The organism is Arthrobacter sp. SLBN-122 (assembly GCF_006715165.1).
Lineage (GTDB): Bacteria > Actinomycetota > Actinomycetes > Actinomycetales > Micrococcaceae > Arthrobacter.
Window position 1 is genome coordinate 429,835 of sequence record NZ_VFMS01000001.1, and the last position, 19,295, is coordinate 449,129.

The following is a 19,295-nucleotide window of genomic DNA, read 5'->3' on the forward strand; positions in this document are numbered from 1 at the left end:
GGCCCGGACTTTGGCCGGCGGCTACTCCGGCCGCTGCTCCCCGTTAAGGGACGGAGTCACTCCGGCCTGCAGGACCCGGTCAACGGCTTCGGCGGGATCGTCCACGAGCTGGATGAGATCCAGGTCCTTCTCCGACACCATGCCCTCTGCCACCAGCGTGCCCCTGATCCAGTCGATCATCGGCCCCCAGAATTCGACGCCGAGGAGCACGATGGGAAAAGACGTCACCTTGCGCGTCTGGACCAGGACCATGGCTTCGAACAGCTCATCGAGGGTGCCCAGTCCGCCGGGCAGCACAATGAAGCCCTGCGCGTATTTGACGAACATGGTCTTGCGGGCGAAGAAGTACCGGAAGTTGATCCCCAGGTCCACCCACTGGTTCAGGCCCTGCTCGAACGGCAGTTCAATCCCCAGGCCGACGGACACGCCGTTGCCTTCCACCGTGCCCCGGTTGGCCGCTTCCATGGAGCCCGGACCGCCGCCGGTGATCACTGCCACCCCGGCTTCGGCGAGCTTGCGGCCCACCTCCACGCCCATCTCGTAATACTGGCTGCCGGGCTTGGTCCGTGCCGAACCGAAGACGCTGACCGCTTTTCCAATGTCCGCGAGGGCGCCGAAGCCTTCGACGAATTCGCTCTGGATGCGCAGGACCCGCCACGGGTCGGTGTGGACGAACTGGCCCGGCCCCTTGGTATCAAGCAGGTGCTGGTCCGACATTTCCACGGCCGCCTGCTTGCGGCGCAGCTCAAGGGGCCCCTTACGGCGTGGCTGGGAATTCTTGGCCGGATCTGCGTTGATGCTCATTCCCCTAGGCTAACCTCCCAGTCCAGGTATCTCTTGAATCACGATCAGCAGGAACTTGGGGTGATTGGCGTCATAACGCAGTGTTGTTCGCTAGATTCGTTCCTATGACTACTCATGTGCCCGGCGATGCCCTCGTCTCCCTGAACGCCGTTAATAAGCATTACGGCCAGCTGCACGTTTTGAAGGACATCAACCTGCAGGTCCGCAAGGGCGAGGTTGTTGTGGTCATCGGACCCTCGGGCTCCGGTAAGTCCACCCTCTGCCGGGCGATCAACCGCCTGGAAACCATTGAGGGTGGAACCATCAGCATCGACGGGAAAGTCCTCCCCGAGGAAGGCAAGGAACTCGCCCAGCTCCGCGCCGACGTCGGAATGGTTTTCCAGTCCTTCAACCTCTTCGCCCACAAAACGATCCTGGAGAACGTGACCCTGGGACCCATCAAGGTCAAGGGCGCCTCCAAGGCAACCGCCGAAAAGGACGCCATGGCCCTCCTCGAACGCGTGGGCGTGGGACACCAGGCCCCCAAGCTGCCGGCCCAGCTTTCCGGCGGCCAGCAGCAGCGCGTTGCGATCGCCCGTGCCTTGGCAATGAAGCCGAAGGTCATGCTGTTCGACGAGCCCACATCCGCACTGGACCCCGAAATGATCAACGAGGTCCTGGATGTCATGGTCCAGCTGGCCAAGGAAGGCATGACCATGATCGTGGTCACGCACGAAATGGGCTTCGCCCGCAAGGCCGCGGACCGCGTGGTCTTCATGGCGGACGGCCAGATCGTGGAGGATGCCACCCCGGAGGAGTTCTTCACCAACCCGAAGAGCGACCGCGCCAAGGACTTCCTGTCGAAGCTGCTCACCCACTGAATTACCGAACCAACCACACGTCAGTTCGCATCCAGGCCGCAAAAACCCACGGCCATCAATGAAAGGAATGTCATGAAGGCATTTATGTCCAGGCGGAAATCCTTCGTCGTGGCGGCTACAGCTGCCCTCGCCCTGTCCCTGAGCGCCTGCGGCGGAGGGGACTCCGGTGGCTCCAGCAACCCCAGCCCGGTCGAGAAGCCGTCATTCGCTGCCGGAACCACCATGGCAAAGCTGTCCTCCGCCGGCACCATCAAGATCGGCACCAAATTCGACCAGCCGCTGTTCGGCCAGGTTGGCCTTGACGGCAAGCCCGTCGGTTTCGACGTTGAAATCGGCAAGCTGATCGCCGCCAAGCTGGGCATCCCCGCAGACAAGATCGAATGGTCCGAGACCGTTTCGGCCAACCGCGAGCCCTTCATCGAGCAGGGCAAGGTGGATCTGGTCATCGCCACGTACACCATCAGCGACAAGCGCAAGCAGGTTGTCGACTTCGCCGGCCCGTACTACGAAGCCGGCCAGGCCCTCATGGTGAACAAGGACAACGACTCCATCAAGAAGCCCGAGGACGTCAAGGGCAAGAAGGTCTGCTCCGTGACGGGCTCCACCCCCGCCGCCACCATCGTTGACAAGTACGGCGCTGAACTGGTTCCGGCGGCCACCTACTCCGCCTGCCTGGAGCCGCTGCGCAACAAGCAGGTTGAAGCTGTGACCACCGACAACGTGATCCTCGCCGGCTTCGTCGACAAGGAACCGGATGCCTTCAAGCTTGCGTCCGAGGAAACCTTCACCAAGGAGCCTTACGGCATCGGCCTGAAGAAGGGCGACACCGAATTCCGCAGCTGGATCAACGACCAGCTGGAATCCTTCGAGAAGGACGGCTCCTACAAGAAGGCCTGGGAAGCCACCGCCGGTTCGGTCATCAAGACTGCGCCCAAGCTCCCGGCCATCAACCGTTACTAAGTAGCGTCCGCCAGCTGCCGGGGCCACCCAACGGCCCCGGCAGTACAGCCTTCAATCCGTCCACGCTTACAGCCGAAGGATCTTATGGACGTCATCTTTGAAAACCTGCCCCTGTACTGGGAGGGTTTTCTCCGCACTCTTTTCCTGTCCGTCGTCTCCGGTATCTTCGCGTTGATCCTTGGCACCTTGCTTGCCGCGGCACGCGTCTCCCCGGTCGCGGCGCTCCGCGGTTTCAGCACCGTCTACGTGGAAGTCCTCCGCAACACCCCGCTGACCATCGCCTTCTTCTTCGCAGCAGTCGTGCTCCCCCGCATCGGGGTCAAGTTCGAGCAGTTCGAGATCGCCGCCATCATCGCCCTCAGCACCTACACCGCCGCGTTCATCGCCGAAGCTGTCCGCTCAGGTGTCAACAGCGTGCCCGTCGGCCAGGCGGAGGCAGCACGCAGCATCGGCATGAAGTTCAGCCAGGTGCTCTCGCTCATCATCCTCCCCCAGGCACTGCGGACGGTGATCCCGCCGCTGATCAACATCCTGATCGCGCTCGTCAAGAACTCTTCGGTGGCCGGCGCCTTCTTCGTCCTGGAGCTGTTCGGCTACGGCCGGCAGCTGGCAAACGCCAACGGCGACGCCGTCATCACCGTCCTGCTGGGTACGGCGTTCTTCTATCTGCTCCTCACCGTTCCGCTGGGAATCCTCGCCAACACGGTGGAACGAAAGGTGGCGATTGCCCGATGAGCTCCGTTCTCTACGACGTCCCCGGTCCCAAGGCACGCCGGGTCTCCCTCATTGCGTCCATCATCGGCGGCCTGCTGATTCTCGGCCTGCTGGCCTGGGTGGTCCTGATTCTCGCCCAACAGGGCATCTTCGAGGCCCGCCGCTGGCAGATCTTCACCCGCGCCGACGTCTGGCGGCTGCTCGGCAACGGCCTGGGGTCCACGCTCTCCGCGGCGGCACTCGCCGCTGTCATCGCGTTCCCCCTGGGCCTGATGCTCTGCCTGCTGCGCATTTCGGACGCCGCCTTCATCCGGGTGCCCATGCGGGTCATCCTGGAATTCCTGCGCGGCATGCCCGTAGTCCTGATGATGCTCTTCATCCTGCTGGGCTTCGGCACTTCCGCGTTCATCGCCGTCGTAACCGGCCTGGTGCTCTACAACGCCGCAGTCTTTGCCGAGATCATCCGCGCCGGCATCCAGTCCCTGCCCAAGGGGCAGCGTGAAGCCGGCCTGGCCATCGGCCTCACCAGCTACAAGTCGCGCATGTTGATCGAGCTGCCGCAGGCGATCCGGCGTATGATGCCTTCGCTCGTGGCGCAGATGGTGGTGCTGCTGAAGGACACCTCCCTGGGCTACATCGTGGCGTACGGCGAGCTGCTGCGTGCGGTCCAGGTCATGGCGGACTTCCTGGGCACGCAGTACCTGTTCCCGATCTTCTTCGTGGCGGCGGCAATCTACATCGCCATCAACATCTCGGTGTCACGGATTGCCGTGTGGATCGAGCGCCGCGGTTCCAAGAAGGCCGCGGGCGGTGTGGCGAAGGCCGAACCTGAAAAAGCCAACGCCCCGGTTCCCTAACCCCCTGCAGGCTGTTTCATGAAGCGGATGGCCCGGACCTTCTGGTCCGGGCCATCCTGCTTTAAGAAATGGGGCGCCCTTAAGTTCAGGCTGCGAGCCAGCTCTCCAGCGCGGCAAGGCACTTGCGGATGGCGTCGGCGTGGACATGCTCGTTGTCCTTGTGCGCCAGCAAGGCGTCCCCCGGGCCAAAATTCACCGCCGGGATGCCCAGCTCACTGAAGCGGGCGACGTCGGTCCAGCCGTATTTGGGCTTCGGCTCGGCTCCCACGGCGGCAACGAAGGAGGCGGCAGCCGGGTGCTGCAGTCCCGGCCGTGCACCGGCGGCGGCATCGGTGCGGACCACGTCGAAGCCCGCCAGCAGCTCCCGGACGTGGGCCTCAGCCTGGTCCGGCGTCTTGTCCGGGGCAAACCGGTAGTTGATTTCCACCACGCAGCGGTCCGGGATGACATTGCCGGCCGTGCCGCCGTTGATCTTCACCGCGTTGAGGCTTTCCCGGTAGTCGAGTCCGTCAACATTGATGGTCCGGGGTTCGTAGGCCGCCAGGCGGGCCAGGATCGGCGCTGCCGCGTGGATGGCATTGCTGCCCATCCAGGCGCGGGCCGAGTGCGCGGCTTCCCCCACAGTGCTTGCTTCGAACCGGCTGGTGCCGTTGCAGCCGCCCTCCACCGTGCCGTCCGTCGGTTCAAGCAGGATGGCGAAGTCCCCCTGCAGCAGGCCGCCATGGTTCCGGACCAGGCGCCCCAGGCCGCTCTTCACGGCTTCCACTTCCTCGTGGTCGTAGAACACAAAGGTGACGTCCCGCTTGGGCTGCGTACCGCCGTCGAACAATCCTGCCGCCAGCGCCAGCTGGACCGCCACCCCGCCCTTCATGTCCGTGGCGCCGCGGCCATACAGGACGCCCTCCCCCGGGACGCCGGATTCCCAGCTTGAGGGAACAGTGCCCCGGGAGCCTTCGGTGAGCGGAAGGGGCACCGTGTCCAGGTGGCCGGCAAGGATCACACGCTCAGCCAGGCCGAGTTCGGTCCGGGCGATGATGGCGTCGCCGTCACGCACCACCATCAGCTGCGGGATCTCCAGCAAAGCGGCTTCCACAGCGTCGGCGAGCTGCTTCTCGTTGCCGGACACACTGTTGATGTCCATCAGCGCCGCGGTCAGCAGCGCAACGTCCTGGCGCAGGTCGAGGGTGGACACGGAAGAGTCAGGGGCGGTTTCGGCAGTCACGAAGCCAGTCTAGTTCGAACCCCATGCCCCGCCGTCGATAGACTGGGGCACATGACTGAGACCGCTTCCTCTGCCGTGCCCGAAACCCTGACCTCCAACGCTGATGACCGTTCCGCCTTTGGCTTTGGCGTTGCCACGATAGCCACCGCTGACGCCACTGTCCTGGACGTCTGGTTCCCCGCGCCGGCCCTGGGTGTTGCAGCGGAGAACCTCCGCTCGGTGGACAACGCTGACGAGGTCCTGACCCGGATCGCCGAGGACGGCGCCGATGAGGACCGCGGCACTGAGCAGAAGGTGGTCTTTGTCCAGATCAACCTCGATGAAGCGCCGGCGGACACCGCGGACGCCTATCTCCGCCTGCACCTGCTCTCGCACCGCCTGGTCCAGCCCAACACCATCAACCTGGACGGCATCTTCGGCAAACTCCCCAACGTGGTGTGGACCAACTTCGGCCCCGCCGCCGTCGAGGGCTTCGAACTGACGCGCGCCCGCCTGCGCCGCCGGGGTGCCGTCACGGTCTACGGCATCGACAAGTTCCCGCGCATGGTGGACTACGTGGTGCCCACCGGTGTGAGGATTGCCGACGCCGACCGCGTCCGCCTGGGTGCCCACCTCGCCGCCGGCACCACCGTCATGCACGAAGGCTTCGTGAACTTCAACGCCGGCACCCTGGGCACCTCCATGGTTGAGGGCCGCATTTCCGCCGGCGTTGTCACCGGCGACGGCAGCGACGTGGGCGGCGGCGCCTCCATCATGGGCACGCTGTCAGGCGGCGGCAAGGAGAAGATCACCATCGGTGAGCGCGTCCTCCTTGGTGCCAACTCCGGCGTGGGCATCAGCATCGGTGACGATTCCGTGGTGGAAGCCGGTCTTTACGTCACGGCGGGCACCCGCGTCCGCGTTCCGGGCCCCAAGGACGAGGTTGGTGAGGACACCACCCGGATCGTCAAGGCTGCCGAGCTCTCCGGCGTGCCCAACCTGCTGTTCCGCCGCAACTCCACCACCGGCGCGGTGGAGGCCCTTCCCCGCAAGGGCCAGACAGTGGAACTGAACGACGCCCTGCACGCCAACTGATCCCTTCGTGGCACGCAGACGCGGCCTGCGCCGCCTGGCGGTGCTGCTGCTCACCCTCGCGCTGGCAGCGGGCGGCATCTACACCGCCGTGTTCTTTGTGCAGCGTTCGGAAACCCTTGTTTCAGAACGCTGCACCGCCACGGCCGGGAACAGGAGCGGTGAGCTGGCACCGGACCAGGCGGCCAACGCAGCACTGATCACCGCGGCGGCTGTCCGGCGGGGACTGCCGCCCCGGGCCGCCACGATCGCCCTGGCCACCGCCATGCAGGAGTCCAAGCTGCGCAACATCGGGCACGGCGACCAGGCCGGGCCCGACTCGCGGGGGCTCTTCCAGCAGCGCCCCTCCCAGGGCTGGGGCACCGAGGCCCAGATCATGGACCCCTACTACGCCGTCAACGCCTTCTACGACGCACTGGTGAAGATCCCGGAATACGAGGCGCTGGACATCACTGAGGCAGCACAGCAGGTCCAGAAGTCCGCATACCCCAAGGCCTACGCGCAGCACGAGGACATGGGACGCGCCTTTGCCTCCGTGCTGACCGGGCAGACGCCGGCGGGAGTCCTGTGCACCCTGCGCTCCCCCGTAGCCGGCGGCGATACCGCATCCGTAGCCACAGAGCTGGAGCAGGCCTACGGAGGTGTGGATTCACAGGTGGACGGGGCCACCCTGGTGGTGGACGCCGACGGGCCGTTGGCGTGGTCGATTGCCCAGTGGGCGGTCGCCAGCGCCAAGGACCTGGCCGTCACCCGGGTGGACGTGGACGGCCGCACCTGGAACCGTCCCAACGGGGACGGGTGGCAGGTGTCAGGGGTCCCGGACGGGCAGGTGCGCATCACCGTACGGGCGGACGACGGCGGCAGCTGAGCGCCGCCGTCGTCCTGCCCTGCTGAGGGCTGGCCCCGCGCGAAGGCTTAGACCAGAATCTCCAGCACGGGCTGGACGTAGCTGCGGAACAGATCGGGCTGCCCCATCAGATGCCGGCTCATGATGATCTTGTCCGGCTCCAGGTACCAGGCCCGCTGCTCGTCCAAGGGAAGTTCGATGATGGTGAGCTTGAAGTCCCGCGAGTCCCGTCCCACTTCCATCAGCCTGTCGTCCACCATGTCCTCGAGCAACTGGTCCGTTCCCGAGGCCACGCGTTCGGCCTCGAGCTCGGCATATTCGCTCCTGCGCTCCCTGGCCCAGGTGAGGGCGGAGCCAAAGTGTGCCTGCAGGACCCGCTGGAGCGCCGGGGAGTTGCCGAACGCTTCGAAGCTGGGCGGGGAGAGCTCCGGAGCGGTGTGCGGGTGGGCCTTCAGCAGCTGCTCCCACCAGGCTTCCCACTCGGTCTTCAGTGCGCCGAGCCCGCCCACGTCCACCGTCAGGTGGGTGTGGTCTGCGGGGCGCACTTTGGGTGTCGTATGGGACAGCATGGGATGCCCCACGCCGTTCAGGCCGGCCGCGTCCCGGACGTAGAGCGCGATCATCATCGGCCCGGACGTGTCGGTGGTGATCTGCCACCCTGAACCGCTTGCGTGATGCATCCCAAGTCCTTCCCTGGCCTGCCCCTGCCGGACGGCGTGAGCCGGTGCGCTGTACCCGGCTATCAGTCTATTCCCGCAGCCAGTTCACGGTAGTGCAGGACAGGCTGCCGGCGGCCGGATGCTTACCCCGCCAACCCGTCCAGGTGCCGCTCAAGCACGTCACGGCACATCTGCGCGGTCATCCAGCCGGGCTGCAGCAGGGCATGCATGCACAGCCCGTCCAGCGTGGCCAGCAGCCGTTCCGCCTCCACTACCAGGTTCTCCTGCGCCTCATCCTCAGGGAGCAGGGAGGCAACCACGGCCCCAACGATCACGGCGACATCGCGGTGGCTCCGGTCGGCTTCCGCGGCAAGGAACGGCCTGATCCGCGCCGCGTTCTTGAAGGCCAGCCACGCGCAGGCCTCCACGGCTGTTTCCTCATCCAGGGGAAGCATGGCGCCCAGGAGTGTTAAAACGGCCTGCCGCTGTTCCAGACTGGCCTGGGCAGCGCCCCGTACCGCCGGCAGCAGGGCCTCGAGCCGGCCCACCACCCGGTCCACCACAGTGCCGAACGAGAACGCCAGGAGTTCCTCGCTGCCCTCGAAGTAGTGCCGGACGGAACCAACCGCGAGCCCGGCCTCGTCCGCCACTTCCCGCAGCGAGGCGCGCTCCAGCCCGTCGACAGCGATGATACGGAGAACAGCTTGGACTACATCCTGGCGCCGGGCATCAGCGTCTACTATTTTGGGCACCATTCTTATTAGCACACTCGTGCTTCCACTGCCGCTTCCGCCGCCCTGGCTGCGTGCCCGCCATCCGGAACGCCGGGGCGGGCACCGCTCCCCGTGGGATAGCGTTGAGGCATGAAAATCTTGGTCACAGGGGGCACCGGCTACATCGGTTCCCACACTGTTCTTTCCCTGCAGGAAGCCGGCCACGACGTGGTCGTCATCGACAACCTGGTCAACTCCAGCGAAGAATCGCTGCGAAGGGTGGCCGAACTCAGCGGCAAGGCCGCGGAGTTTCACCACGTTGACCTGGTGGACGAGGCCGCCGTCGAAAAGGTCTTTGCCGGCAGCGGCATTGAAGCCGTCATCCACTTCGCCGGGCTCAAGGCCGTGGGGGAATCGGTGCAGGAGCCGTTGAAGTACTACTACAACAACCTGGTGGGCACCCTGAACCTGATCCGCGTGATGGACCGGCACGATGTCCGCTCCATTGTGTTCAGCTCCTCAGCAACCGTCTACGGCGAGCACAACCCCATCCCCTACGTGGAAAAGATGGAGATCGGCGCCAACAACCCCTACGGGCGCACCAAGGAACAGATCGAGGACATCCTCTCCGACCTCGGGGCGGCCGACTCCCGCTGGCACATAGCACTGCTGCGCTACTTCAACCCGGTGGGCGCACACCCCTCGGGCCGGATCGGCGAGGACCCCCAGGGCATCCCCAACAACCTGGTTCCGTTCATCGCCCAGGTGGCAGTGGGCCGCCGCGAGAAGCTCATGGTCTTCGGCGGCGACTACGACACCCCGGACGGCACCTGCCTGCGCGACTACATCCACGTGGTGGACCTGGCCGGAGGGCACGTTGCGGCGCTGGACCACGTTGCCGGGCGCACAGGCGTTTTCCGCTGGAACCTCGGCTCCGGCAAGGGCTCCTCCGTCCTGGAGGTCCTGCGCTCCTTTGAGAAGGCAGTGGGCAAGCCGATCCCCTACGAGATCACCGGCCGCCGCGCAGGGGACCTTCCCGCGTTCTGGGCCGATGCCACCTCGGCTCTGGCGGACCTGAGCTGGTCCACCACCAAGACCGTGGACCAGATGTGCGAAGACCACTGGCGCTGGCAGAAGAACAACCCCCAGGGCTACGCCTCCTGACCCCGTCGATTGCTCCGTACTTGTCGTTATCACGTCCCGAAACGACAAGTACGGAGCAATCGATGGTGATTAACGCAAAAGCGGCCGCCCACCTTTGGAAGGTGGGCGGCCGCCGTCGTTGCTTGCCTTTTAGCGGGCCGGGTAGTCCCGCTCAGGCTCGCCGATGTAGAGCTGGCGCGGGCGGCCGATCTTGGTGTTGGGGTCGCTGATCATTTCGCGCCACTGCGCAATCCAGCCGGGGAGGCGGCCGATGGCGAACAGGACGGTGAACATCTTCTCGGGGAAACCCATCGCCTTGTAGATGAGGCCGGTGTAGAAGTCAACGTTGGGGTAGAGCTTGCGCTGGATGAAGTAGTCATCGCTGAGCGCCTTCTCTTCCAGCCGCATGGCGATGTCCAGCAGTTCGTCGTTGCCGCCGAGCTTGCTGAGGATCTCGTGCGCCGTGGCCTTGACGATCTTGGCGCGCGGATCGTAGTTCTTGTACACGCGGTGCCCGAAGCCCATGAGCCGGACGCCGTCTTCCTTGTTCTTGACCTTTTCCATGTAGTCCTCGGGCTTGAGGCCCTCGGCCTGGATCTGGCGCAGCATCTTCAGGACGGCTTCGTTGGCACCGCCGTGGGCGGGGCCGAAGAGCGCGTTGATGCCCGCGGAAACAGAGGCGAAGAGGTTGGCGTTGGAGGAGCCCACCAGGCGCACCGTGGAGGTGGAGCAATTCTGCTCGTGGTCGGCGTGCAGGATGAGGAGCAGGTCCAGGGCCTTGACGATGACCGGGTCCAGCTCGTACTGCTCGGCGGGCAGGCCGAAGCTGAGGCGCAGGAAGTTCTCCACCAGGTTCATGGAGTTGTCCGGGTACAGCATGGGCTGGCCGATGGACTTCTTGTGCGCGTAGGCGGCGATGACCGGCAGCTTGGCCATGAGGCGGATGGTGGAGACCTCCACCTGTTCGGCGTTGAACGGGTCCAGCGAGTCCTGGTAGAACGTGGACAGCGCAGACACGGCCGAGGACAGCACCGGCATGGGGTGTGCGTCCCGGGGGAAGCCGCCGAAGAAGCCCTTGAGCTCCTCGTGCAGCAGCGTGTGGCGCCGGATCTTCTGGTCAAACTCGTCCAGCTCGGTGGGCGTGGGCAGGTTGCCGTAGATCAGCAGGTAGGACACCTCAAGGAAGCTGGAGTGCTGCGCCAGCTGCTCGATGGGGTATCCGCGGTAGCGCAGGATGCCCGCATCGCCATCGATGTAGGTGATTGCCGAGGTGGTTGCTGCGGTGTTCATGAAGCCGGGGTCAAAGGTTACGGCGCCGGTCTGCTTCAGCAGCTTGGAGACGTCGTAACCTTCGTTCCCTTCGACAACCTGGATGCGCGGGAGCTTCAGCTCGCCACCTGCGTGGAGCAGGGTCGCAGCATTGTTGGTCTCAGTCATGGAGTCCCCTTCATGAGGCTTCTGGGCCTCTGTCGAAAGCTTGATCCAACATCAGGTGAGCCGCGCACGAAGCCTGCGAGGACAGGTTCCAACACCCGGGCTGCCTTCTTGTAGAAAGCCACCATTGATAGTCACTTAAAAAGTACCGCTCCTTGGCGGGTGTCACTAATCCGCAGCCTTCAAATCCAGCCTAAATGGCGCTGGATGTGGGGCGAGTCACATGATTATTACGTCCCCTTAGGAACCGGATCCGGCCATGCGTGCCACTGCAGCGTCAATCCGTTCGTCGGATCCGGTGAGGGCAACCCGGACGTACCCGTTGCCCGCGTCGCCATAGAAGACGCCCGGTCCCACCACAATGCCGAGGTCGGCCAGACGTGCCACCGTGTCCCACGTGCCCTCCCCCGCCGTCGACCAAAGGTACAGGCCGGCGTCGGAATCCTTGATCTGCAGGCCGAAGTCCAGCAGGGCCGGCACCAGCCGCTCCCGCCGGCCACGGTACAGGTCCTTCTGGGCCTCGACGTGAGAGTCGTCGCCCAGAGCCACGCGCATGGCCTCCTGGACCGGATAGGGGACGATCATCCCCGCGTGCTTGCGGCTGTTGACCAGGTTGGGCATCAGGTCAGGATCACCGGCAACGAACGCCGCCCGGTAGCCGGCCAGGTTGGACTGCTTGCTCAGCGAGTACACGGCCAGCAGGCCCTGGTGCGAGCCGCCCGCCACCTGCGGGTCCAGGATGCTGGGGACCCGCCGGCCGCCGCGCTGGACGTCCCAGTCCCCCCATCCGAGTTCTGCGTAGCATTCGTCGGAGGCCACCACGGCGCCCAGTTCACGGGCCTGCTCCACGAGCGCTTTCAGGGATTCGACGTTCCGGACGCTGCCGGTGGGATTTCCGGGGGAATTGACCCAGATGAGACGGACACGGGAGCGGGTGGCGTCGTCGAGTTCGTCCAGGTTGTCCGTTGCCACTGAGGTGACGCCTGCAAGGGTGGCGCCGATATCGTACGTCGGGTAGGCCACCTTGGGGCGTACGACGACGTCCCCCGGCTTGAGGCCCAGCAGTAGCGGGAGCCACGCGACGAGTTCCTTGGACCCCACCGTGGGCATGATGTTCCGGGGGTCAAGCCCGGCCACGCCCCGGCGCCGCTCAAACCAGCCGGCGATGGCTTCGCGGAGTGCCGGGGTGCCGTGGACTGTGGGATATCCCGGGGCGTTCGCGGCAGCTTTCAGTGCATCCTGCACGAGCTGGGGCGTGGGATCCACGGGCGTCCCGATGGACAGGTTCACGGCTCCGCCGGGATGCTCCGACGCCTTGGCCAGGTACGGGGCCATGGCCTCCCACGGGTAGTCAGGCAGGTCCAGGCCAAACGAATTCACTGCTGCGGTCACGGCGTGCGTCCGCGTCAGTGGTCTTGGTTCTGCGGCGGCAGGGCGGCGATCATGGGGTGGTCCTTGCCGGTGTTGCCGATCTTGGCCGCGCCGCCGGGGGAACCAAGATCATCGAAGAACTCAACGTTGGCCTTGTAGTAGTCGGCCCATTCCTCCGGGGTGTCATCCTCGTAGTAAATGGCTTCCACCGGGCACACCGGTTCGCAGGCGCCGCAGTCCACGCATTCGTCCGGATGGATGTACAGCGAACGCTCGCCCTCATAGATGCAGTCGACCGGGCATTCCTCAATACATGCCTTGTCCTTGACATCCACACACGGCTGCGCGATTACGTACGTCACGTCCCTGGCCTCTCCACGTTGGGTTCCGGCTTCCCGCCGGCTCTTGCATCCGGCAGCGTGGCCGGACTATTGACATCTGAGCCTATTATCTCCCAGCCCGTTCCCGCGAACCTAGCCGGCGCCCCTAGTATGAACTGGTGAGTCAGCCATTACCTGCGCCCGCCCGCTTCCTTGCCTCGGCTGAGCCCGGGATCCGCGTGGTGGTGCGCTACCGGATCGAGGGTGGCCTCACGGACGCCCTGGGCAACCTGCTGGCCTGTGACTCCGGTTCCTGCACGGTCAGAACCCGGCAGGCCGACGTTGTCATTCCCCTTGCACAGGTGGTGGCCGCCAAGGAGGTCCCGCCCGCTCCCCCGCGCCGTCCAGCTGCTCGCTGACGACGGCTCTCATTGCGCAGGGACAGCCCGTGCGCCTCCAACCTTGCCGTCACTGCGCAGTGCGGTAGGTGGCCAGAGCCTGCTGCACCATCCGCACGAACTCGTTTGGCTCGCTCAGCAGCATCTCAAACGTCACCCGGAGGGTTGGAACACCCCTGACAACGGTGATGTTCCACCGCCGCCGGTCCTCCCGGTAGGCTTCCCGGCTGCTGTGGTGCGCGTAACCGTCCGTCTCAATCCCCAGAAGGCCGTCAACGAGGAGGTCAAGATGGCCCATTCCGGGAATCTTGACCTGCAACTCGACGGTCAACCCCACTTCTTCCAGCAAGTACCGCGCCGTTGTTTCGATAATGGATCCGGATTGCGGCCGGATCCTGGCAACCAGTGCACGTAATGCCTTCTCCCGCGCGGCCGGAAACTTCTCCCTGAGCTCCGGAAGCTGGACCAGTCCGGTCTTGACCGCAGATTCGGCGATGGCCAGGCCTTCGAGCGGCGGCAGGCAGCGGAGCGATTGGCAGACCATATCCAGATGCGTCAGGGGAATGCCGCTGCGATGCGCCACACAGCCAGTGATGGACCGACCATGCCGGGCGGCAAGATGCGGTTTTTCCGGACGCCGGACCACCCACAGCCCCGCTGCCAGAGCGCTGTGACGCAACCGGGAACCGCGTGATGACGGCCGGCGTGGAGGAGCAACGGATCCGCATCCGGCAGGGCATAGACACCCCGCGCCACCCTTTGCACGGTTCCAGCGAACACACCGGCTTCGATGGAACGGCGGGAGACTCCGGCCAGCCGCAAGGAGTTGGTGGTACCAACTCCGCCCATGACGGCCAGCGCATCAATAACACTTTGCATGAGTGCATGCTGCCCGTACAGCGGCCCGAGGGCACCGGGTTTGCGCGGCTATGTGGACAACGGGCTGGCGCCGTGACGGAGCGGTTCAGTGCGCAGGGACAGTCCCCGCCCACCCAGCGCTGGGGTCAATGCGCAGGGACGCTCACGACAGGACTAAGACTTAAAGCAGAATGCCACCGGCCTGGAGCCGGTGGCATTCTGTTAGGTCAGGGCGTTGTTATGCCTTGGCGCGGGCGCGGTTGGCCTTGGCGCGCTCGTTGGTGTCCAGGATTACCTTGCGGATGCGAATGGCTTCCGGGGTCACCTCGACGCACTCGTCTTCGCGGGCGAATTCCAGTGACTCTTCGAGGGTGAGCTCGCGCGGCGGGGTCAGGTTCTCGAAGGTGTCGGAGGAAGCGGCACGCATGTTGGTGAGCTTCTTTTCCTTGGTGATGTTGACGTCCATGTCGTCGGCGCGGGAGTTCTCGCCCACGATCATGCCCTCGTACACCTCGGAGGTGGGCTTCACGAAGAAGGAGCCGCGTTCCTGCAGGTTGATCATGGCGAACGGGGTGACAACACCGGCGCGGTCGGCGACCATGGAGCCGTTGGTGCGGTACTCAATGGGGCCGGCCCACGGCTCGTAGCCTTCGGAAATGGAGGCTGCGATGCCGGCGCCGCGGGTATCGGTCAGGAACCGGGTGCGGAAGCCGATGAGGCCACGGGCGGGAACGATGAATTCCATGCGGCACCAACCGGTGCCGTGGTTGGCCATGTTGGTCATGCGGCCCTTGCGGGCAGCCATGAGCTGCGTGACGGCGCCCAGGTATTCCTCGGGCACGTCGATGGTCATGTGCTCCATCGGCTCGTGGATCTTGCCGTCGACGGTCTTAGTGACAACCTGCGGCTTGCCGACGGTCAGTTCGAAGCCTTCGCGGCGCATCTGCTCAACCAGGATGGCCAGCGCCAGCTCGCCACGGCCCTGGACTTCCCAGGCATCCGGACGCTCGGTGGGGAGCACCTTGATGGACACGTTACCGATCAGTTCCTTGTCCAGGCGGTCCTTCACCTGGCGCGCGGTGACCTTTGCACCCTTGACCTTGCCGGCCAGCGGCGAGGTGTTGATACCGATGGTCATGGAGATCGCGGGATCGTCAACGGTGATCAGCGGCAGCGGCTGCGGGTTCTCGGCGTCGGTCAGGGTCTCACCAATGGTAATTTCCTCGATGCCGGCGACGGCGACGATCTCGCCCGGGCCGGCGGACTCAGCCGGGACGCGCTCCAGGGCCTTGGTGGCAAGCAATTCTGTGATCTTGACGTTCTTGAGCTCACCGTTGGCCCGCGCCCAAGCAACGGTCTGGCCCTTGCGCAGGGTGCCGTTGTAGATACGAAGCAAGGCGAGGCGGCCGAGGAACGGGGAGGCGTCCAGGTTGGTGACGTGCGCCTGCAGGACACCCTCCGGGTTGTAAGTGGGAGCGGGGATGTGCTCGATGATGGTCTGGAACAGGGGCTCCAGGTCTTCGTTCTCCGGGGCGGCGCCGTTCGCGGGCTGCTCAAGGGAGGCGCGGCCAACCTTGGCTGCGGCGTATACGACGGGGACGTTGAGGATCTTGTCCAGGTCGAGGTCCGGAACTTCGTCGGCGAGGTCGGATGCGAGGCCCAGGAGCAGGTCCATGGACTCGTGCACCACTTCGTCGATCCGCGCGTCGGGGCGGTCGGTCTTGTTGACCAACAGGATCACCGGCAGGTGCGCGGCGAGGGCCTTACGCAGCACGAAGCGGGTCTGGGGCAGCGGGCCTTCAGAAGCATCAACGAGGAGGACGACGCCGTCGACCATGGACAGGCCGCGCTCCACTTCGCCGCCGAAGTCGGCGTGGCCGGGGGTGTCGATGACGTTGATCGTGATGGTCTCACCCTTGGAGGACGGACCGTTGTAGGCCACGGTGGTGTTCTTGGCCAGGATGGTGATGCCCTTTTCGCGTTCCAGGTCTCCGGAGTCCATGACGCGGTCTTCGAGGTGGTTGTGCTCGGCAAAGGAGTGGGTCTGCTTGAGCATGGCGTCGACCAGGGTGGTCTTGCCGTGGTCAACGTGGGCCACGATCGCGACGTTGCGCAGGTCACTGCGCGATGCAGTGGCTACCGCGGTGTTGGTGGTGGTTTCAGACATGCGTTATTGCTCGATTCAGTGGTGAAGTCAGCTGTTGTATCGCGACATTTCCAACTGGAACGCACGACGGACAAGGCCCTTGGCACAGGACGCCTACCCCTATTCTAGCCGGTGAGCCATTTGTTGGCCTAAATTCCGGCAAGGTTGGCCGCCACCGGGAATGCCACCATCAGGCACTCCCACGGCGCAGTGTGACTAAGTTCACTACCACTTCCGCCTGCGTGGCATGATTGCTGTGACACAGCCCACCCTTGAGCGCGCGGAGACAACGATGCCCCCTGCTAAGGCAAGCACCCCCCGTGGTGCCGCCCGGGCCACCACGGCCGCTGTGTCCGGCCTCCTGGCGGTATCGGCGGCCCTGGGACTGGCCACCTTTGGGCTTTCCGGCGACTCTGCTGCGGGCGGGTTGGCACGGGCGGCAGCCGGGCAAACCGTCAGCACAGGAGGGAATCCCGCTGTGGCGGCGACGTCCCGGATCATGAATCCCGGGAATGCGAGGCTTGAAGCAGTGGTTCCGGACATCAGCAGGACTGTCCTGCTGATCGGGGACTCACAGTCGGAACCGATGGATGGCTGGCCGCGCCTGGGGCTCGCCGCTGCCGGCTACAACGTGTACTTCTGCGGCCGCGGCGGCACAGGCTTTGTGGCGTCCAACGGTGCCACAGGTAACTACATTGATGCCCTTCAGCGCGGGGACTGGCTGCTTCCCTCCGGCACCCCGCCACTGATCGTCATCGAGGGCGGCGGAAATGACGCCGCCAAAGGCGCAAGCGACACACAGATCGCAGGAAACGCCCAGCGGCTGATTGCCGAACTGCAGACCCGCTATCCCGGTACGCGGATTGCCCTGATCGGCACCCTGGCGCGGGGAGCAAACGACGGCGGCGGCCGCCGGAGCGAGGTGGACGTCCTGCTGGGTTCCGTGGCGGCCGCCAACGGGCTTCCCTTTGTTTCCGTGGGCGACTGGCTCACCAGGTATGGACTGGCAAAGGACCTTGCGGACGCCGTCCACATGAACACCGAAGGCCGCGCAGCGCTCGGCGGGATCCTTGAGCGCAGGCTGCGTGACCTGGGGCTGGACCGAAAGCCTGCGGTGGAGCAGTAAAACCGGGTAGTGCTGTTAAACAGCTGGAGCCGGGACCCGAAGGTCCCGGCTCCAGCCGTTCAGGGCAAGCCTCCTGCTACGCCACCTCAGGCGGAAGCATCAGCTTCGCGCCGGGGATGGCGTTCAGCAGCGCCTTGGTGTAGTCCTGCTTGGGCGATTCGAAGACATCATCCGTGGAACCGGTCTCCACCAGCCGGCCCTTTTCCATCACGCACACGTGGTCAGCGATCTGCCGCACCACGGCAAGGTCGTGCGTGATGAACAGGTACGTCAGCCCAAGGTTGGCCTGGAGGTCGGCGAGCAGGTTGAGCACCTGCGCCTGCACCAGTACGTCCAGCGCGGAGACCGCCTCATCACAGATGATGACTTCGGGGTCCAGGGCCAGCGCCCGGGCAATGGCAACACGCTGCCGCTGCCCGCCCGACAGCTCGTTCGGGTAGCGCTGCATGGCGGACTGGGGCAGCGCCACCTGGTCCAGCAGCGTCCGGACTTTCTTCTCCCGGCTGGCCTGGTCCCCGATCTTGTGGACGCGCAGGGGTTCCTCGATGGTGCGGTAGATGTTGTACATCGGATCGAGGGAGCCGTACGGGTCCTGGAAGATCGGCTGGACCCGCCTGCGGAACTTGAACAGTTCGGCGGGCTTCAGGGCGGAGGTATCGACCCCGTCGAACAGGATCCTGCCGTCCGTCGGCTTTTCCAGCTGGAGCACCATCTTGGCCACTGTGGACTTGCCGGACCCCGACTCCCCCACGATCGCCGTCGTGGTTCCGCGCCGCACGTCGAAGCTCACGCCGTCGACCGCCGCGAAGTCCGTTGCCTTGCCAAGCCCCTGGCGCAGCTTGTACACCTTCCGCAGGTCCTGGATCTGCAGGAAGGTATCGGACTTCACCGTCTCGGCGGCGGGTGCCAGGATGTCCGTCGTCTCCACTCCCTGCTCCTTGGCCGCCTGAATGCGGCGGCTGGCCAGGGACGGAGCGGACTCAACGAGCCGCTTGGTGTAGGGGTGCTGCGGGTTGCGGAGCAATTCCAGCGAGGGCCCAGCTTCAACGACGCGGCCCTGGTACATGACCACCACTTTGTCAGCACGCTCTGCGGCCAGGCCCAGGTCATGGGTGATCAGCAGCACCGAGGTACCCAGCTCGTTGGTCATGGTCTCCAGGTGGTCCAGGATCTGCCGCTGGACGGTGACGTCGAGGGCCGACGTCGGCTCGTCCGCGATCAGCAGGCGCGGCTGGCAGGAGAGGCCAATGGCGATCAACGCGCGCTGGCGCATGCCGCCCGAGAACTCGTGCGGGTACTGGTTGGCCCGCCGCTTGGCATCCGGCAGCCCTGCCTGGGACAGCACCTTGGCAATGTCGTCCGGACCGCTGGGACGGCCGTTCGCCTTCAGCGTCTCCCTGACCTGGTAGCCGATCTTCCACACGGGGTTCAGGTTGGACATGGGGTCCTGCGGGACCATGCCGATGGTGTTGCCCCGCAGTTCGATCATGCGGTGCTCGCTGGCGTGGGCGATGTCCTCGCCGTCGAGCAGGATCTGCCCGCCGGACACCCTGCCGTTGTTGGGCAGGAGCCCGATGGCTGCCAGGGCCGTGGTGGACTTTCCGGAGCCGGACTCCCCCACGATGGCGACCGTTTCGCCAGGCATGATGGTCAGGTGGGCGTCCCGGACAGCCTGGACTTCACCGCCGCCGGTCTTGAAGGTGATGGCCAGGTCACGGATTTCCAGCAGCGGCCTGACGCCGGTGGTGCCGGCCTCATCGATGCGGACTTCTGGAGTTATCATCTCTTTTTC

Annotated in this window: 20 protein-coding genes; 9 read left to right on the plus strand and 11 right to left on the minus strand. The window is 65.2% G+C overall.

What is annotated here, in order from left to right:
- Window positions 1-21: 21 nt before the first annotated feature.
- Window positions 22-804, minus strand: a complete 783-nt coding sequence (locus FBY36_RS01905) for a TIGR00730 family Rossman fold protein (RefSeq protein ID WP_056334622.1) — start codon at window positions 802-804, stop codon at window positions 22-24.
- Between the two features lie 104 nt (window positions 805-908).
- Between FBY36_RS01905 and FBY36_RS01910 the strand changes: the two genes are divergently transcribed.
- The 4 genes from FBY36_RS01910 to FBY36_RS01925 all read left to right on the plus strand — a co-directional run bounded on the left by FBY36_RS01910 (window position 909) and on the right by FBY36_RS01925 (window position 4,195).
- Entirely contained in the window at window positions 909-1,664 is a 756-nt protein-coding gene (locus tag FBY36_RS01910; RefSeq protein WP_142117082.1) for an amino acid ABC transporter ATP-binding protein, read from the plus strand.
- Window positions 1,665-1,736: 72 nt separating this feature from the next.
- Window positions 1,737-2,624, plus strand: coding sequence for a glutamate ABC transporter substrate-binding protein (locus FBY36_RS01915; RefSeq protein WP_142117083.1), 888 nt, complete (start codon window positions 1,737-1,739; stop codon window positions 2,622-2,624).
- An 84-nt stretch (window positions 2,625-2,708) separates the two neighbouring features.
- Window positions 2,709-3,359 (plus strand): amino acid ABC transporter permease, encoded by a 651-nt coding sequence (locus FBY36_RS01920; protein WP_142117084.1) that lies wholly within the window; start codon window positions 2,709-2,711, stop codon window positions 3,357-3,359.
- Window positions 3,356-4,195: an amino acid ABC transporter permease gene (locus tag FBY36_RS01925; protein WP_142117085.1), complete on the plus strand. Its 840-nt coding sequence runs from the start codon at window positions 3,356-3,358 to the stop codon at window positions 4,193-4,195. Before FBY36_RS01920 ends, FBY36_RS01925 begins: the two co-directional genes overlap by 4 nt.
- A gap of 85 nt (window positions 4,196-4,280) precedes the next feature.
- Here FBY36_RS01925 and dapE read toward each other — a convergent pair whose 3' ends face one another.
- Window positions 4,281-5,417 (minus strand): succinyl-diaminopimelate desuccinylase, encoded by a 1,137-nt coding sequence (gene dapE, locus FBY36_RS01930; protein ID WP_142117086.1) that lies wholly within the window; start codon window positions 5,415-5,417, stop codon window positions 4,281-4,283.
- 51 nt (window positions 5,418-5,468) lie between these two features.
- Here dapE and dapD point away from each other — a divergent pair, with 51 nt between their 5' ends.
- Together dapD and FBY36_RS01940 are read left to right on the plus strand one after the other, a co-directional pair.
- Window positions 5,469-6,491: a 2,3,4,5-tetrahydropyridine-2,6-dicarboxylate N-succinyltransferase gene (gene dapD / locus FBY36_RS01935; protein WP_142117087.1), complete on the plus strand. Its 1,023-nt coding sequence runs from the start codon at window positions 5,469-5,471 to the stop codon at window positions 6,489-6,491.
- Window positions 6,492-6,498: 7 nt separating this feature from the next.
- Entirely contained in the window at window positions 6,499-7,356 is an 858-nt protein-coding gene (locus FBY36_RS01940) for a hypothetical protein (RefSeq protein WP_142117088.1), read from the plus strand.
- Window positions 7,357-7,403: 47 nt separating this feature from the next.
- Here FBY36_RS01940 and FBY36_RS01945 read toward each other — a convergent pair whose 3' ends face one another.
- Complete coding sequence (locus FBY36_RS01945) at window positions 7,404-8,015, minus strand: hypothetical protein (protein ID WP_142117089.1); 612 nt, start codon at window positions 8,013-8,015, stop codon at window positions 7,404-7,406.
- Window positions 8,016-8,137: 122 nt separating this feature from the next.
- A complete protein-coding gene (locus FBY36_RS01950) occupies window positions 8,138-8,746 on the minus strand; it encodes a TetR/AcrR family transcriptional regulator (protein ID WP_200830551.1) in 609 nt (202 codons plus the stop codon).
- A 111-nt stretch (window positions 8,747-8,857) separates the two neighbouring features.
- Here FBY36_RS01950 and galE point away from each other — a divergent pair, with 111 nt between their 5' ends.
- Window positions 8,858-9,871, plus strand: a complete 1,014-nt coding sequence (galE, locus tag FBY36_RS01955) for a UDP-glucose 4-epimerase GalE (RefSeq protein WP_142117091.1) — start codon at window positions 8,858-8,860, stop codon at window positions 9,869-9,871.
- A gap of 129 nt (window positions 9,872-10,000) precedes the next feature.
- Here galE and FBY36_RS01960 read toward each other — a convergent pair whose 3' ends face one another.
- From FBY36_RS01960 to fdxA, 3 genes are all read right to left on the minus strand, one after another.
- A complete protein-coding gene (locus tag FBY36_RS01960) occupies window positions 10,001-11,287 on the minus strand; it encodes a citrate synthase (protein WP_056334606.1) in 1,287 nt (428 codons plus the stop codon).
- A gap of 237 nt (window positions 11,288-11,524) precedes the next feature.
- Window positions 11,525-12,676 carry a succinyldiaminopimelate transaminase gene (gene dapC / locus FBY36_RS01965; protein ID WP_142117092.1) on the minus strand — a complete coding sequence of 384 codons (1,152 nt, stop codon included), beginning with the start codon at window positions 12,674-12,676 and terminating at the stop codon, window positions 11,525-11,527.
- A gap of 14 nt (window positions 12,677-12,690) precedes the next feature.
- Window positions 12,691-13,017 carry a ferredoxin gene (fdxA, locus tag FBY36_RS01970; RefSeq protein ID WP_013601705.1) on the minus strand — a complete coding sequence of 109 codons (327 nt, stop codon included), beginning with the start codon at window positions 13,015-13,017 and terminating at the stop codon, window positions 12,691-12,693.
- 137 nt (window positions 13,018-13,154) lie between these two features.
- Here fdxA and FBY36_RS01975 point away from each other — a divergent pair, with 137 nt between their 5' ends.
- A complete protein-coding gene (locus tag FBY36_RS01975; RefSeq protein WP_142117093.1) occupies window positions 13,155-13,394 on the plus strand; it encodes a putative acetyltransferase in 240 nt (79 codons plus the stop codon).
- A gap of 49 nt (window positions 13,395-13,443) precedes the next feature.
- Here the strand turns inward: FBY36_RS01975 and FBY36_RS01980 are convergent, their stop codons facing one another.
- The 3 genes from FBY36_RS01980 to typA form a co-directional block, all read right to left on the minus strand.
- Window positions 13,444-13,956, minus strand: coding sequence for a hypothetical protein (locus FBY36_RS01980; RefSeq protein ID WP_142117094.1), 513 nt, complete (start codon window positions 13,954-13,956; stop codon window positions 13,444-13,446).
- Complete coding sequence (locus FBY36_RS20510) at window positions 13,929-14,252, minus strand: type IV toxin-antitoxin system AbiEi family antitoxin domain-containing protein (protein WP_160141864.1); 324 nt, start codon at window positions 14,250-14,252, stop codon at window positions 13,929-13,931. The genes FBY36_RS01980 and FBY36_RS20510 overlap by 28 nt, the downstream gene beginning before the upstream one ends.
- Window positions 14,253-14,469: 217 nt before the next feature.
- Window positions 14,470-16,398 carry a translational GTPase TypA gene (gene typA / locus FBY36_RS01985; protein WP_142117095.1) on the minus strand — a complete coding sequence of 643 codons (1,929 nt, stop codon included), beginning with the start codon at window positions 16,396-16,398 and terminating at the stop codon, window positions 14,470-14,472.
- Between the two features lie 271 nt (window positions 16,399-16,669).
- On the opposite strand from typA, the gene FBY36_RS01990 reads away from it, so the two are divergent.
- A complete protein-coding gene (locus tag FBY36_RS01990; RefSeq protein WP_142122438.1) occupies window positions 16,670-17,503 on the plus strand; it encodes an SGNH/GDSL hydrolase family protein in 834 nt (277 codons plus the stop codon).
- A 76-nt stretch (window positions 17,504-17,579) separates the two neighbouring features.
- Here the strand turns inward: FBY36_RS01990 and FBY36_RS01995 are convergent, their stop codons facing one another.
- Window positions 17,580-19,286: a dipeptide ABC transporter ATP-binding protein gene (locus FBY36_RS01995; RefSeq protein WP_142117096.1), complete on the minus strand. Its 1,707-nt coding sequence runs from the start codon at window positions 19,284-19,286 to the stop codon at window positions 17,580-17,582.
- Window positions 19,287-19,295: the final 9 nt, after the last annotated feature.